Annotated in this window: 15 protein-coding genes; 8 read left to right on the top strand and 7 right to left on the bottom strand. The window is 73.0% G+C overall.

Translation table 11 applies throughout. From position 1 onward, the window contains the following. Positions 1 to 8 precede the first annotated feature (8 nt). Positions 9 to 1,028: a PHP domain-containing protein gene (locus QUY26_RS38545; RefSeq protein ID WP_289955088.1), complete on the top strand. Its 1,020-nt coding sequence runs from the start codon at positions 9 to 11 to the stop codon at positions 1,026 to 1,028. A 30-nt stretch (positions 1,029 to 1,058) separates the two neighbouring features. Here QUY26_RS38545 and QUY26_RS38540 read toward each other — a convergent pair whose 3' ends face one another. Together QUY26_RS38540 and QUY26_RS38535 are read right to left on the bottom strand one after the other, a co-directional pair. Next, positions 1,059 to 1,808 carry a dienelactone hydrolase family protein gene (locus QUY26_RS38540; RefSeq protein WP_289955086.1) on the bottom strand — a complete coding sequence of 250 codons (750 nt, stop codon included), beginning with the start codon at positions 1,806 to 1,808 and terminating at the stop codon, positions 1,059 to 1,061. A 241-nt stretch (positions 1,809 to 2,049) separates the two neighbouring features. Continuing rightward, a complete protein-coding gene (locus QUY26_RS38535) occupies positions 2,050 to 2,655 on the bottom strand; it encodes a helix-turn-helix domain-containing protein (protein ID WP_289955084.1) in 606 nt (201 codons plus the stop codon). 87 nt (positions 2,656 to 2,742) lie between these two features. Between QUY26_RS38535 and QUY26_RS38530 the strand changes: the two genes are divergently transcribed. From QUY26_RS38530 to QUY26_RS38505, 6 genes are all read left to right on the top strand, one after another. Beyond that, complete coding sequence (locus QUY26_RS38530) at positions 2,743 to 3,393, top strand: class I SAM-dependent methyltransferase (protein ID WP_289955082.1); 651 nt, start codon at positions 2,743 to 2,745, stop codon at positions 3,391 to 3,393. 33 nt (positions 3,394 to 3,426) lie between these two features. Beyond that, positions 3,427 to 3,927 (top strand): DinB family protein, encoded by a 501-nt coding sequence (locus tag QUY26_RS38525; protein ID WP_289955081.1) that lies wholly within the window; start codon positions 3,427 to 3,429, stop codon positions 3,925 to 3,927. Between the two features lie 127 nt (positions 3,928 to 4,054). After that, entirely contained in the window at positions 4,055 to 5,104 is a 1,050-nt protein-coding gene (locus QUY26_RS38520) for a glycoside hydrolase family 43 protein (protein WP_289955080.1), read from the top strand. 160 nt (positions 5,105 to 5,264) lie between these two features. Continuing rightward, entirely contained in the window at positions 5,265 to 5,408 is a 144-nt protein-coding gene (locus tag QUY26_RS38515) for a hypothetical protein (RefSeq protein ID WP_289955079.1), read from the top strand. A 195-nt stretch (positions 5,409 to 5,603) separates the two neighbouring features. After that, positions 5,604 to 6,536 (top strand): helix-turn-helix domain-containing protein, encoded by a 933-nt coding sequence (locus QUY26_RS38510; protein WP_289955078.1) that lies wholly within the window; start codon positions 5,604 to 5,606, stop codon positions 6,534 to 6,536. A 275-nt stretch (positions 6,537 to 6,811) separates the two neighbouring features. Further along, entirely contained in the window at positions 6,812 to 7,156 is a 345-nt protein-coding gene (locus QUY26_RS38505; protein WP_289955077.1) for a hypothetical protein, read from the top strand. A 67-nt stretch (positions 7,157 to 7,223) separates the two neighbouring features. On the opposite strand, the gene QUY26_RS38500 is transcribed toward QUY26_RS38505, so the two are convergent. From QUY26_RS38500 to QUY26_RS38480, 5 genes are all read right to left on the bottom strand, one after another. Then, positions 7,224 to 7,691 carry a hypothetical protein gene (locus QUY26_RS38500; RefSeq protein ID WP_289955074.1) on the bottom strand — a complete coding sequence of 156 codons (468 nt, stop codon included), beginning with the start codon at positions 7,689 to 7,691 and terminating at the stop codon, positions 7,224 to 7,226. Positions 7,692 to 7,762: 71 nt separating this feature from the next. Next, complete coding sequence (menC, locus tag QUY26_RS38495; protein ID WP_289955072.1) at positions 7,763 to 8,872, bottom strand: o-succinylbenzoate synthase; 1,110 nt, start codon at positions 8,870 to 8,872, stop codon at positions 7,763 to 7,765. Between the two features lie 62 nt (positions 8,873 to 8,934). Then, positions 8,935 to 9,669 carry a GNAT family N-acetyltransferase gene (locus tag QUY26_RS38490; protein WP_436840555.1) on the bottom strand — a complete coding sequence of 245 codons (735 nt, stop codon included), beginning with the start codon at positions 9,667 to 9,669 and terminating at the stop codon, positions 8,935 to 8,937. 137 nt (positions 9,670 to 9,806) lie between these two features. Beyond that, on the bottom strand, positions 9,807 to 10,889 hold the full coding sequence (locus QUY26_RS38485) for a M20 family metallopeptidase (RefSeq protein ID WP_289956374.1): 1,083 nt from the start codon (positions 10,887 to 10,889) through the stop codon (positions 9,807 to 9,809). Positions 10,890 to 11,111: 222 nt separating this feature from the next. Then, the gene (locus QUY26_RS38480) at positions 11,112 to 12,134 is read right to left on the bottom strand and encodes a dipeptidase (RefSeq protein ID WP_289955071.1); all 1,023 of its coding nucleotides are present in this window, start codon (positions 12,132 to 12,134) and stop codon (positions 11,112 to 11,114) included. Between the two features lie 327 nt (positions 12,135 to 12,461). On the opposite strand from QUY26_RS38480, the gene QUY26_RS38475 reads away from it, so the two are divergent. Then, entirely contained in the window at positions 12,462 to 13,607 is a 1,146-nt protein-coding gene (locus tag QUY26_RS38475) for a serine hydrolase domain-containing protein (protein WP_289955068.1), read from the top strand. Positions 13,608 to 13,624: the final 17 nt, after the last annotated feature.

The following is a 13,624-nucleotide window of genomic DNA, read 5'->3' as shown; positions in this document are numbered from 1 at the left end:
TGGCGCGGATGGAACCCGTCGAGGCGCTGAGCAGGATCGCCTTCCTCCTCGAACGCGCCCGGTCCCCCACCTACCGGGTGCGCGCCTTCCGCACGGCCGCGGCCGCCGTCGCCGCGCTGTCGCCGGACGAGCTGGCCGAACGGGTGCGGTCGGGGACTCTTGAGGCGCTGAAGGGCGTCGGGCCGAAGACGGGGCAGGTGGTGCGGGAGGCCCTCGCCGGTGACGTGCCCGCCTATCTGGCCGACTTGGAGGAGGCGTCCCAGAAGCCGCTGGTGGCCGACGGCGGCACGCGGCTGCGTTCCCTGCTGCGCGGGGACTGCCATCTGCACTCCGACTGGTCCGACGGCGGCAGCGGCATCGAGGAGATGGGCCGGACCGCCGCCGCCCTCGGCCACGAGTGGGCCGTCCTCACCGACCACTCACCGCGCCTGACGATCGCACGCGGGCTCTCGCCCGACCGGCTGCGCCGACAGTTGGACGTGGTGGCCGAACTCAACGCGACGTGGGCGCCGTTCCGGCTGCTCACCGGCATCGAGTGCGACATCCTGCCGGACGGCGGCCTCGACCAGGAGCCCGAACTCCTCGCCCGGCTCGACGTCGTGGTCGTCTCCGTCCACTCCAAGCTGCGGATGGACGCGGCCGCGATGACCCGCCGCATGCTGACGGCCGTGCGCAACCCGCACGCCGACATCCTCGGCCACTGCACCGGCCGCCTTCTCGGTGGGCGGGGCCGCCCGGAGTCGACCTTCGACGCCGACGCGGTGTTCGCCGCCTGCGCCGAGTCCAGGACGGCCGTGGAGATCAACAGCAGGCCCGAGCGCAAGGATCCGCCGAGGCGGCTCCTGCGCCGGGCGGTCGCCGCGGGCACCCTGTTCGCCGTCGACACCGACGCCCACGCGCCCGGCCAGCTCGACTGGCAGATCATCGGGTGCGCCCGGGCCGAGGAGTGCGAGGTCCCGGCCGAGCGCGTGGTCACCACGTGGGGCGTGGACGACCTGCTTGCGTGGACGGGCGGGGGGTCGGCGTAGCGGTCGGCGGGTCCTTCTGCGGCCGGGGCCTCAGCCGCCGTTCAGGGTGCGCCCGAGGAGCGGGAGCAGCCGGTCCCAGTGGTGGCGCAGCGCCGCCGGGTCGAAGGCCGAGGTGTCGGCCATGGTGAAGCCGTGGACGGTGCCGGGATAGATCTCGGTGGTGTACCCGACGCCCGCGGCGTCCAGCGCGTCGTTGAGCTCGCCGATGGCCTCGGGCGTCAGGTCGCCCTCGGCGAGGCCGAGGTGGACTTCGGCGGCGAGCTCGGGGATGCGGCGGTGCGGGCTGTCGGGCGCCTCGGTGACCAGGGCCCCGGGGTGGAATCCGGCGACGGCGGCCACGCGGCCGGGGTGGGCCGTCGCGGTGCGCATCGCGAGGACGGCGCCCAGGCAGTAGCCCATGACGCCGACCGGCCCCGGGCTCACCTCGGGCTGATCGGTGAGGAACGTGAGGTAGGCGTCCGCGTCACGCAGGACGCGTTCGGTGGTGTGTGCCTCGACCAGGGGCACCAGCTGGGCGAAGAGCCCGGGCCTTTCCTCCTCGCCGATGTGCTCGGGCAGTTCGACGACGGGTGTCGGGCCGTGGCGGTAGTAGACGTTGGGGACGAGCACGTAGTAGCCGTGCCCCGCCAGTTCGCGGGCCATCCCCTCCAGGACGGGCCGCAGGCCGAAGGCGTCCATGTACAGCAGTATGCCCGGGTGCCGGTCGCCGTCGTCGGGGAACGCGGCGAACGCGTCGGCCTGTCCGTCGGGGGTGGGTATCCGCAGTGTCTTCGTGGGCATGGCCACGAACCTAGCAGCGATGATCAACTCTGCCACCGCCAGGGCGGGTTACCCGCCGTCAGGGCCGCCACGCGTCCCCATGCCGACGCCGGCCGGGAACAGAGCCGGGACCGTGTTCGAGACCCCGGCGGGCAGGAGCAGCGTGCCGTCACCCCTGGCACGCAACCGGCGCCGCTACGACGAGGAACATCCTCCTCCCCCGCACACACGGACCGCGCCTGACCGGTCGAGGGCACCGCCCTCACGCCCCGGCCGCGCCGTCCGATCCCCGGTGTGGACCCGGGCGGACATGCGCCCGCACCCCCTGCAGGCCGAACAGGACGAGCAGTTCGACCGCGCCGCCGTCCGCGCTGCCCAGCCAGTGCGGCGTGGCCGTGTCGAACTCGGCCGCCTCACCGGCCGGCAGCGTCAGGTCGCGCTCGCCGAGCACCAGCCGCAGCCGGCCGCTGAGCACGTAGAGCCATTCGTGGCCTTCGTGGGTCTGCGGAGTCGGTTCGAGGGGCTGGGGGCGGGCGGGGATGATCATTTTGAAGGCGTGCACGCCACCCGGCCGCCGGGACAGCGGCAGGAAGACCATGCCGAACCGGTGGATCGGCTTCAGATGGATCCGCGGATCGCCCGTGCGCGGGGCGCCGACGAGGTCGTCCAGCGGGACGTCGTACAAGCGGGCCATCGGAAGCAGCAGTTCCAGGCTCGCCCTGCGCTGCCCGCTCTCCAGCCGGGACAGGGTGCTCTCGGACACGCCGGTCGCCACCGCCAGGTCGGCGAGCGTGATGCCGCGCTCACGCCGCAGCGCGCGCAGCCTCGGTCCCACAGCGTCGAGCACGTCTTCGGTTCCACGGTCCACCCGACCATCTTGCCGGAACCGCAAGATTGCGTGCCAGGTTCCGCAGGGCCTGCCGACACTGGGCGCATTCCGACCCGAGGAGCTTCCATGAGCACGAACGACGCGGTCACCTTCTGGGAAGACCTGTACGGCGGCCGAGCGGCGGCCACCGACCCGCGGCCCAACCACCGTCTCGCCGAGATCGTCCCGGGCTTTCCGCCCGGTGATGCCCTGGACCTGGGCTGCGGTGACGGCGGCGACGCGCTGTGGCTCGCCCGCGAGGGGTGGCGGGTCACCGCCGTCGACATCTCCGCCGTGGCGGTCGAGCGGCTCTCCGGCCTCGCCCGCGCACGCGGCCTCGGCAACCGGGTCGTCACCGCGCGCCACGACCTGCAGCAGTCCTTCCCACCGGGCCGGTACGACCTGGTCTGCGCCCACTACCTCCAGACGCCCTTCGCCCTCGACCGGGCGACGGTCCTGCGCAGGGCCGCGCACGCGCTCCGCCCGGGCGGACGGCTGCTGGTTGTCGACCACGGCTCGGCCGCGCCCTGGTCGTGGAACCAGGACCCCGACGCTCACTTCCCGACCGCGCACGACATCGCCGCGGGCATCGACCTGGACCCGGCCACGTGGACGGTCGAGCGGGCCGACGCACCGCGCAGGACCGCGACCGGACCCGACGGGCGCACCGCCGAGGTCACCGACCACGTCCTGCTCATCCGCCGCACAGGCTCGGCCCAGCGCCGCCGCGCGGCCTGACCCGACGTACCCCTGCTCCCGAAGGAGACCCCCATGCCCGCCACTTCCCGCCGCGCCCGCCGCGACGACACCCCGCCGCCCCGTACCGGAAGCAGCGAGGCCGACGTCCTGCGCGGCTTCCTCGACTACCTGCGGACCTCGATGGCCACGAAGGTCGAAGGCGCTCCCGAACCGCAGGTCCGCACCCCCGGAGTGCCGTCCGGCACTAATCTGCTCGGCCTCCTGGAGCACCTCACCCACGTCGAACGGGCCCTCTTCCTCGGGGACCGGGTCACCGACTGGCAGGCGACGTTCCACGCCGCGCCGGCGGACAGCGTGGCCGACGTCGTCGCCCGCTACCGGGAAGCGGTCGCGCGCGCCGACGACGTCCTCGACGGCTGCGGCGATCTCAGCGCGCCAGTCCCCCGGCCACGACCGGGAAAGCCCGCCCCGAGCGTCCGCTGGGCCCTCACCCACATGATCGAGGAGACAGGACGCCACGCGGGCCACGCGGACATCCTCCGCGAACTCGTCGACGGCTCGACGGGCCGCTGACTCTCGGGCTGCTTCTCCGACCGTGCCCGTATCGGCGGGCCGTTACGGGCGTTGGGCGGGTGACCTTGCCGGTCCCGTGAGGTGACCTTGCCGGTCCCGTGAGACGAGAGACGAGAGACCAAGCACCATGCGCGCTCATCCCCGCAGCCGCCCCGCCCGCAAGCATCCGGTCGGCAAGCGTCCGCTCCGCGGCCGTCCGGTCCGGCGCACGCTGCTCCTGTCCGTCGCCCTTGCCCTCCCCCTGATCCTCGGTCAGGGGCCCGCTCCCGCCGCGGCGCCCGCGCCCTCGGCACCCGCCGTCGCCCCCGTCCTCGACCAGGACTTCCCCGACCCGGACATCCTCAAGGCGGGCCGCACGTACCACGCGTACGCCACCCACGGCGTCACGCAGAACATCCAGCACGCCACGTCGACCGACCTCAGGCACTGGCGGGCCGACAGCGCCGACGTGCTGCCGGAGCTCGGCGCGTGGGCCCTGCCCGCGCGCGACCTGGTGTGGGCTCCGGAGGTGTACGACAACGGCGGCGGCTACACGATGCACTACACCGCCCGCGACCGCGCGAGCGACAAGCAGTGCGTCGGCGTCGCGCTGTCCGACTCACCGGACGGGCCGTTCCGGCCCGTGGGCGAGGGGCCGCTGATCTGTCCCGCGGCGCGGGGCGGGGCGATCGACGCCTCCAGTCACACCGAGGGCGGGCGGCGGTACGTGCTGTGGAAGAACGACGGCAACTGCTGTGGCCTCGACACCTGGCTGTACCTCCAGCCCACCTCCTGGGACGGCACCCGCGTCACCGGGGAGCCCGTCCCGCTGCTCGGGCGGGACCAGGAGTGGGAGGGCCCGCTCGTGGAGGCGCCCACGCTCGTGCGGCGCGGCGGCAGGCATGTGCTGTTCTACTCGGCGCACTTCTACCGCGGCGACGCGTACCTGACGGCGTACGCCGTGGCGGAGAAGCTGACCGGGCCGTACGTGAAGGCGTCCGGGCCGCTCCTGACGACGAGCGGGTTCTCCGGTGCCGTCCGGGGGCCGGGTGGTCAGGACGTGGTGAGGGCCCCGGACGGCCGTGACCGGATCGTCTTCCACGGCTGGAACGCCGACTACACGCAGCGGGCCATGTACCTCGCCGGTCTGAGCTTCACGGACGGCCGACCGGTCGTGGGCGACATCGAGGTGCCGTGAGCGCCCACGACAGGTTCGGCCAGCGGTCGTTGCGGGCCGGCGCCGCACCCGGGTCAGTTCTCGGCCCAGGTCAGCGGTCGGTGCGGGTCAGACCGAGGCCGAGGACGGTCGCGGTGGCCGCCGTGAGAGCGGGCAGGGCAAGGCGTGCACGGTTCATGAGGTGAGTCCCTTCGGGATGGGTGGGGATCGTCCGGCGGCGCCGCGCCGGTGCGGCTCGCTCGACACGATCGAGACGGTCGGCACGGTCGGCGGGATCGGCGGGATCGCCCCGGCCGTCGACCGGCGCGGTCACCCGCAGCGGTGAGCGCTCACCCGCAGAGGTGATTCGCCGGGGCGGTGACCTGAGTCTGCGGGGGTCGCCGGGCCCGCACCACGGCGTCCCGTTTGCTTCCGGCATCCCGGGACAAATACATTCCCGACCTGCTGGGACGTGCTCGTCCCGGGACAGGAGACAGCGGGGGCAGGACGCCGTCGCCGGCCATCCAGGGGGCTGTTCTCGATGACCGACCACGGAGGCCGTGAGCAGCCCCCGGCCCACGGGGAACGTGAACACCCGGCCCCGGCACGGCGGTTGGGCGCGGCCTTGCGGGCTCTGCAGCAGCGTTCGGGCCGTACGTTGCGGAGCCTGGAGGAGCAGCTGCGGATCAGCGACTCGTCGCTCTCCCGCTACTTCCGGGGCGACACCGTGCCGCCCTGGCCGGTGGTGCGGGACGTGTGCCGGGCCCTGGGCGGCGACCCGACCGAGTTTCGGGTGCTGTGGGAGGCGGCCGAGCGCAGCCGACCCGAGCCGCCACCCGCTCCGGAGCCCGAGCCCGCCGACCCGCCGGCCCCCGCTGCCGGCCGGATCGCCGCCGCGCGGGCCCTCCTCACCAGCCGCTGGGCGTTCGCGACGGCGGGCGCCGTGGCGGGACTGCTCGCCGGTGTCGTCGTCGCGGTGCTGACGCTCCAGTCCGCGCCGCCGCGTCCCGCCGCCGGTGCCGGAGCGTCCACCGCGCCCTCCGGGCAGGCGCCGGTCGCGGAGGGGAGCGTACGGGCCGATGAGGCGTCGGCCGACGCGCCGAAGCCGCCGGAGGCGACGCGGATCCTCGTCAGCCGGGCCACGGGCAACTGCCTGGACGACAGCCTCGACAAGGGTCTGCGCTCCTACGCGTGCAACGGGATGCCGTACCAGTGGTGGACCGTCAACAGGTCCGCCGACGGCGGCCGTCAGCTCCGCAACCACGCCACGGGGAAGTGCCTCGACGACGGCGCGAAGCGGCTGCGCACGGTGCCGTGCGGTGCCGCGGCGTCTCAACGGTGGCTGTTCGTCGCGGGACCCGACGAGGCGGTGGGGGTGCGCAACACGGTCACGGGAAGGTGTCTGGCCGACCACAGCCGTCCGGGACTGCGGGCGATGCGTTGCGCGTCCACGCCGCACCAGAAGTGGGCGTGAGCGGCACCCGCACCGGCCGAAGGTCGCGCCGGACGGCTCCTCCGGGCGCCGGAGCACACGCGGAGGGGGACGGACCGGCCCGGGAGGCGCCGACCCTCTCTCCCTTCACCTCGACACACACCGAACGGGCGGTTTGCGGAAGGGGCTCTTCCGGGGGTGCCGCCCACGGTGGACCCTCGCCGTGAAGGCTGCCCCCGTCCCTTCTCGCGGAGCGGCAGCACAGGATGCCTCCCTGGCGGAGCAGCGAGGCCGGATCACCGAGGAGCGACATCACCATGACCGCACACAGGAGAAGGGTCCGGAGCCTGCTCGCCGCCTGCGCCGCGCTGGCCCTTGCGACCGCCCTGCCCACCAGCGCCCACGCCGCCACCGGCAAGTTCCACTACTCCGGCACCGACGGATCCAACAACCTCCTGGTCAATCCCACCGACGGCATCTGCCTCGAGCTCACGAGGACCTCGCTCGGCGTCGACAACCAGACCGACACCAAGGCCACGGTGTACGCCGGCTCCGGCGCGCTCCGCTGCCAGGGCGCGAAGGAGGTCGTACCGGCCGGGACGGGCGTGACCTGGGGGACCTACCGGGCCAACAGCGTGTGGTTCGGGACCGGAGCACCGTAGCCGCACCTTCGCACAGCCACATGCCGCCGTCGACAGGGGCGTTGACGACGGCAGGTGCAGCGGGGGCTCAGGAGGCGCGGCCGGGGCGTTCGGAGGTGCGGGGCACTCCGATGCCGTCCAGGAAATCGGTGTACGCGCACAGCCGTGCGGTGTAGTCGCGGATCAGCGCGACGCACTCGTCCAGGTCCTGGACCGCCACCTCGGGCAGCTCCCGCAGCAGTTCCCAGAGTTCGTCGCTGTAGCCGGGGGCGTCGACGCCCGCCTCACCCGCCACGACGAACATCCCGTCACGCAAGCCCACCTGCACTGAAACGCGGGCCTCGCGCCGGCCGTCGGGCCGCGCCCCGCCCACCAGGTCGAAGGAGACGCCGACGGAGACGTGGGCCTGGGCCGCGGGCGGCATGATGCCGCCGTAGCGGGGCGTGACGGCGCTCTGGTGGGCGAGGAACTGGTCGTATCCGTAGGACTGGAAGTCCACCACCGCTTCGTTGAGCGCTGCCATGAGGTCGGCCGCCCCCGCGGCTGCGGCATCCATGGCCCCAGGACAGGACGGGCCTGCCCCGCCACCCACGGACGCCCAGCAGGCGGGAGGGCGCGGAGGGCCGGTTACAGGGCTATCCACTCGCGGGAAGTGGTGACTTCGTCGAGGGCGTCGGGCAGCGGCAGGACGCCGAGGCCGGGGCCGGTGGGGACGTCGAGGTGGCCGTCGGCGAGGACGAAGGGCTCCGTGATGTCGGTGGCGAAGTAGCGGTGGGAGCCGGAGGTGTCGCCGGGGAGGGTGAATCCGGGCAGGGCGGCGAGGGCGACGTTGGCGGCGCGGCCGATGCCGGTCTCCAGCATGCCGCCGCACCAGACGGGGACGCCGTGGGCGCTCGCGATGTCGTGGATGCGGCGGGCTTCGAGATAGCCGCCGACCCGGGCGGGCTTGACGTTGATGACGGAGCAGGCGCCGAGGGTGATCGCCGCGGCCGCGTGCGCGGCGGACTCGATGGACTCGTCCAGGCAGACCGGGGTGCGCAGCCGCTTGGCGAGTGCGGCGTGCTGCACCATGTCGTCGTTCGCCAGGGGCTGTTCGATCAGGAGCAGGCCGAAGTCGTCGAGTGCGGTGAGGTGCTGGGTGTCCGCCAAGGTGTAGGCGGCGTTGGCGTCCACCTGCAGGAGCAGTTCGTCGCCGAAGCGCTCGCGCACGGCGCGCACGGGCTCGACGTCCCAGCCGGGTTCGATCTTCAGCTTGATCCGGACGTAGCCCTCGGCGATGTAGGCCTCGACGGCGTCCAGGAGTTCGGGGACGGAGTCCATGATGCCGACGGAGACGCCGCACGGAACCCGGTCCCTGGCGGCACCCAGGTAGGACCCGAACGACTCGCCCGCGCCCCGCAGTCGGGCGTCGAGGAGGGCGGTCTCCAGCGCGGACTTCGCCATGCGGTGGCCGGTGAAGGGGTCCAGGACCCGGCCGACCGCCTGCGCGTCCAGGCCGTCCTTCGGCAGGGCGGGGATCAGGAACTCGCGCAGGACGTGCTGGGCGCCGTCGACGTACTCGGAGCAGTAGCGGGGCTCGGACATGGCCGCGCACTCGGCCCAGCCCTCGCCGTCGGCGGTGACGACGCGGACCAGGAGCACGTCGCGGCTGGTCTCCACGCCGAAGGAGGTGCGGAACGGGGCGACGAGCGGCATCGCGATCCGGCGCAGTTCGACGCCGGAGATCTTGGTCCTCATGGCTGGTGGCTCCCTTTCAGGCGGGGTCTCGGGTGCGGGGGTGTCGTGGTCTCGGGTGGCGGTCAGGAATCGGGGGCGGTGCGGCGGACCACGTAGCGGCGGCGTTCGTGGAAGCCGACGACACGGGCGCCTTCGGCGAGGAGCCCGCCGAGGGTGTGGCGCAGGGCGAGGCGCCAGGCCCGGGCGGCGCCGGGGTCCGTGCGGCGCAGGGCCTCGATGTCGTCCGGGAGGTCGACGAGGACGGTGTCGGCGTCGATCGCGACGGTCTCCGGGTGGCCTCCGTGATCGCGCAGTCCGTGGGCGGCGTCGGCGGGCAGCTCGCTCGCGGCGAGCGGAGCGGGGGCGGTGAGGTCCCAGGCGGCCAGGACGCGGTCCGACTCGTCGCCGCCGTTGATGGCGTCGTCCATCGCCCCGTAGAAGGAGGTCAGGTACTCCCGCGGGCACGCGCCGAGTTTGACGAGGTTGAAGTGGGCGTTGCGGCGGATGAGCGGGTCGTAGGTCCAGGTGATGCGCGTCAGTCGGCGGGCGAGGGCCCACTGCCGCTGGTGCCTCTTGAGGGCGAGGCCCACCCCGCGGCCCATGACGGCGCCGGTGATGTGGGAGTGCAGGCTGGTGCCTATGGGTGCGCCGAAGAAGGCGACGGACGCGCCCACAAGGCGGCCGTCCTCGTACGCCCCGGCCACGTAGTTGCCCGCGTGGGAGAGGGCGCGCATGGCCTCGGCCGAGAGGGGTGAGCGGCCGGGTTCGCTGCCCCAGATGTCGGCGTAGAGGAGGCTGACCGCTTCGAAGTCGTCCATGGTGTGGAGTTCCCGGACGGTCGGTCCGTTCACGACGGGCGAGGGGTCCGCGGCGGGCGGCTCGTGTGCGGCGGGCGACTCGTTCATCACGGAGGTGTCCGTCAGGAGGGTCGATGCGTTCGGCAGGGGTCGTCCGGTCATCGCACCGCTCCGATCAGGCGGGCCAGGAGCCGGGCCCGGTCCGGCATCGTGGCGGTGAGTACGTGTTCGTGGTCGGCGTGCGCGCCGTCGCCGACCGCGCCGAGGCCGTCGAGCGTGGGGCAGCCGACGCCGGCGGTGTAGTTGCCGTCGGAGGCCCCGCCGACCGCGGTCTGCGACAGCGGGCCGAGGCCGAGCCAGGCGGCTTCCTCGACGGCCAGGGCGAACAGTTTCCGTGAGGTGTCGGGGGCGAGGGGCGGCCGGTTGGGGCCGCCGTCGATCTGCAGCCGGGCGGCGGGGTTCCGCGGCTCCAGGTTCCTGATGAGCCGGTCGACCGCTTCCTGCGCCGCCGCGTCGGGTACGCGGACGTCCACGCTCAGCTCGGCCCGCGCGGGCACGGTGTTGCTCGCGCTGCCCGCCCGCATCACGGTGGGCGTGACGGTCGTGCCGGGCCCGGTGGAGGCGGTGACGGTGTCGGCGACGCTCTGCAGGGCGAGGAGTTGGTGGGCGAGTTCGGTGGCCGCGTTGACGCCCTTCGCCGGTTCGAGGCCGGAGTGGGCGGCGCGGCCGTGGACGGTGATGTCGTAGAGGGACACGCCCTTGCGGCTCGTCTTCAGGGCGCCGCCGGGCGCCGAGGCCTCCAGGACGAAGGTGGCCGTGCACTGGCGCGCGATGTCCTCGATGAGTCGGCGGGAGGTGTCCGAGCCCGTCTCCTCGTCCCCGGTGACGAGGACGCAGAGGCCGTCGAGGGAGGGCAGCGAGGCGAGGGCGTGGAACATCTGGACGAGGCCCGCCTTCATGTCGAAGACCCCGGGGCCGCGGGCGATGCCCTGCTCCACCGACCAGGGGTGGGTGGCGAGGGAGCCCATCGGCCACACGGTGTCGTGATGGCCGAGGAGCAGGACGCGCGGCGTGCCGAAGGTCCAGCGCACGTGGGTGACGCCCGCGGTGACCAGGGTTCGGGGTGCGGCGCCGAGCAGTCGGCGGCCCTGGGCCGCGACCACCTGGGCGCTGCGGGCCACGGCGGCGTGGTCGGCCGAGTAGGACTCGCAGGTGACGAGTTCTTCGAGGTCGGCGAGCATCGCGTCGAGGCGCGGCGCCGGGCCCGCTGGTCGGCCCGGCTGCGGGGAGCGGCTTTCGTCGTGTGGCACGGGTGGGTCCTCCAGGGTGGTTCGGCCACGACGCTGAACACGGCTGAACACGCGAAGCGAGCCGCGTACGTGGTGAGGCGTATGTGGTGCGACGTATGTGGTGAGGCGTATGTGGTGACGCGCATGGGGGTGAGCTGACGGCTTGAGTCGGCGTCAGCCCATGTGCGTGCTCATGAGGCGGCGGGTGTTCCCGCCCAGGATCTTGCGGATGTCCTCCTCGGGCAGCCCCCGGCGGACCATCGCCTCGGTGACCCGGGGCATGTCGGCCGGGCCTTCCAGGCCGGGGAAGCGGAACAGGGGGTCCTCGTCGTCGGCGTTCTCGCAGCAGGGCGGAGTGAGGTCCGCGATGATCTCGTCGAGGAAGTCCGCCCCGAGGCCGACGTGGTCGATCCCGGCGACCGAGACGACGTGCTCGATGTGGTCGACGACCCGCTCGACGCTCACCTTCGACTCGTCGTCGGTCAGGAAGTCCGCCACGAAGTTCACACACACCACGCCGCCGGTGCGGGCCACGCCGCGGATCTGTTCGTCGGTGAGGTTACGGTGGTGGTCGCGCAGCGCGCGGGCGCAGGAGTGGGTGGCGATGAGCGGGCGGGAAGCGAGCTCCAGTACGTGGGCGACGCCGCTGTCGCCCAGGTGGGAGATGTCGAAGAGCATGCCGAGGCGTTCCATCTCCCGCAGTGCCTCGACGCCGGGGGCGGTCAGGCGGCTGCCGGTGGCGTTCTCCCGGCTGCCGTCGGCGAGCGGTGTCCGTCCCCAGTGGGCGATCGAGGCGATGCGTACGCCGAGCCGGTGCAGGGTGGAGAACAGTTCGACGGAGGCGTCCACGCCGGGGGCGCTCTCCAGGGCGAGCACGAGGGCGATCTTGTCGTCGGCGAGGGCCCTGTCGATGTCCGCGCCGTCGAGGCACAGGGCGACGTGTCCGGCGTTGGCCTCGGCGATGGCGTGGCCGCACTCGATCATGCGGAGGGTCTGCCGCAGCGCTCCTTCGGGGCGGTACTGCTCATCGATGAACACCGGCAGGACCTGGATGTCGACGCCGCCCTCGCGCAGTTGCGGCAGCCACCGCTCCCGGAAGTAGCTTCCCCACCGCTTCGGCGGGCGCGCGGAGACGGCCATGAGGAGGTCGTTGTGGGCGTCGGCGACGACGGCGCGGTGGTGCAGGCCCAGAGACACGACGGAACCTTTCGCGTGGCGGGGAAGCGGGGTGACGCCGCGGCACTGCGCCCAAGGGCGGTATGGCAGGGGTGGGGGGCAGGCCGGACAGGCGGACCGACGCGGTCCGGGTGCGGGGCCGGGTCGGAACGAGGCGGGCGTACGGCACCCAACGTACGCACGACGAACCCGCGGGATCTTGGTCCGGTGGGACAAACCAGCGGTCCGATGCTTGGACGCACGGACAAATCCGGGGCGGGGCGCGGTCCTTAGAGTGGCGCACCACTACCCCCCTGCTACCCCCGTGACCTCTTCGGTCACACCGCACGTACGCAGAAGGAGACACTCATGCGACGCAGGACAAGCGCTGCCGTGACCTTGGCGTTCACGGCCTCCGTGCTGACGGCCCCGGCCGCGTCGGCCGCGACGGACTCGTCCGGGGGACCTGCTTCCTCGCCCCGGTGCGACGTCAAGCCCGTCCAGGCGGCGTTGAAGGCGCTGAGCGGTGTCGGCGCCTCGGGGATCAGCGTGACGGTGCGGAGTCCGCGCTGCGGCGTGCGCAAGAGCGGTGTCGGTCTCGCCGACCTCAGGACGGGCCGCAAGGCCATGGGCAACGAGCACAGCCGGATCGCCAGCAACACCAAGACGTGGACCGCCACGGTCGTGCTGCAGCTCGTCGGCGAGGGCAAGCTCAGGCTGGACGACACCGTCGAGGACCATCTGCCCGGGCTGATCCGCACCAAGGACTACGACGGTCGCAAGATCACGATCCGTCAGCTGCTCCAGCACACCAGCGGCCTGCCCGACTACCTGGAAGCGCCGTTCTGGGAGGACGACGAGGAGCACCGCTGGGACCACATCGAGCCCTTGCTGACGGTCGAGCAGGCGCTGAGGCTGCCGCCGCCCGACGACAGGACCCGGGACGGCTTCTCGTACTCCAACACGAACTACAACCTGGCCGGGCTGATCGTCACGGAGGTCACGGGGCGGAGCATCGGCACCGAGATCGAGCGGCGCATCATCAAGCGGCTCGGACTGCGCGAGACGTACTGGCCCGGCGACCGCGTCACCCTCCGCAAGCCGGACCTGCGCGGCTACGTGGAGCGCAACGGCACCCTCGTGGACAAGACGGAGTGGAACACCTCCGCGGCCGACGCGTCAGGGGCGCTGGTCTCCTCCGGTGCGGACGTGACGGCCTTCTGGACGGCGCTGATGTCCGGCAAGCTGCTCGCCCCCGCACAGCTCGCCGAGATGAAGCGGACGATCCCCGATGACTCCGCGGGTTCGCGCTACGGCCTGGGAGTCGAGCGCTACGAGCCGGGGCCGGGCCTCGTCGCGTGGGGACACAGCGGCTACATGGAGACCGGCCACAAGCTCAGGAACGCCGTCACCGACGACGGCGAGCGGGCCGTGACGCTCCTCATCGGCTCGGAGTCCTTCGACGAGGAGAAGGTGGACGCCGTCGTCAGCCGACTCATCCGCGACCTGCGCTGACCGGCGCGGCCTGCGCG

It is taken from the genome of Streptomyces flavofungini, assembly GCF_030388665.1.
GTDB classification, from domain to species: domain Bacteria; phylum Actinomycetota; class Actinomycetes; order Streptomycetales; family Streptomycetaceae; genus Streptomyces; species Streptomyces flavofungini_A.
Note: the sequence above shows the minus strand (reverse complement) of the source record. Positions and strands in the feature narration are given on the sequence as shown.

Bases quoted from the DNA above. Each gene is read 5' to 3' on its own strand.
- QUY26_RS38545 (WP_289955088.1), top strand. From the start codon at position 9: ATGGAACCCGTCGAGGCGCTGAGCAGGATCGCCTTCCTCCTCGAACGC.
- QUY26_RS38540 (WP_289955086.1), bottom strand. From the start codon at position 1,808: ATGCCCACGAAGACACTGCGGATACCCACCCCCGACGGACAGGCCGAC.
- QUY26_RS38530 (WP_289955082.1), top strand. From the start codon at position 2,743: ATGAGCACGAACGACGCGGTCACCTTCTGGGAAGACCTGTACGGCGGC.
- QUY26_RS38525 (WP_289955081.1), top strand. From the start codon at position 3,427: ATGCCCGCCACTTCCCGCCGCGCCCGCCGCGACGACACCCCGCCGCCC.
- QUY26_RS38520 (WP_289955080.1), top strand. From the start codon at position 4,055: ATGCGCGCTCATCCCCGCAGCCGCCCCGCCCGCAAGCATCCGGTCGGC.
- QUY26_RS38510 (WP_289955078.1), top strand. From the start codon at position 5,604: ATGACCGACCACGGAGGCCGTGAGCAGCCCCCGGCCCACGGGGAACGT.
- QUY26_RS38505 (WP_289955077.1), top strand. From the start codon at position 6,812: ATGACCGCACACAGGAGAAGGGTCCGGAGCCTGCTCGCCGCCTGCGCC.
- QUY26_RS38500 (WP_289955074.1), bottom strand. From the start codon at position 7,691: ATGGATGCCGCAGCCGCGGGGGCGGCCGACCTCATGGCAGCGCTCAAC.
- menC (WP_289955072.1), bottom strand. From the start codon at position 8,872: ATGAGGACCAAGATCTCCGGCGTCGAACTGCGCCGGATCGCGATGCCG.
- QUY26_RS38490 (WP_436840555.1), bottom strand. From the start codon at position 9,669: ATGGACGACTTCGAAGCGGTCAGCCTCCTCTACGCCGACATCTGGGGC.
- QUY26_RS38485 (WP_289956374.1), bottom strand. From the start codon at position 10,889: ATGCTCGCCGACCTCGAAGAACTCGTCACCTGCGAGTCCTACTCGGCC.
- QUY26_RS38475 (WP_289955068.1), top strand. From the start codon at position 12,462: ATGCGACGCAGGACAAGCGCTGCCGTGACCTTGGCGTTCACGGCCTCC.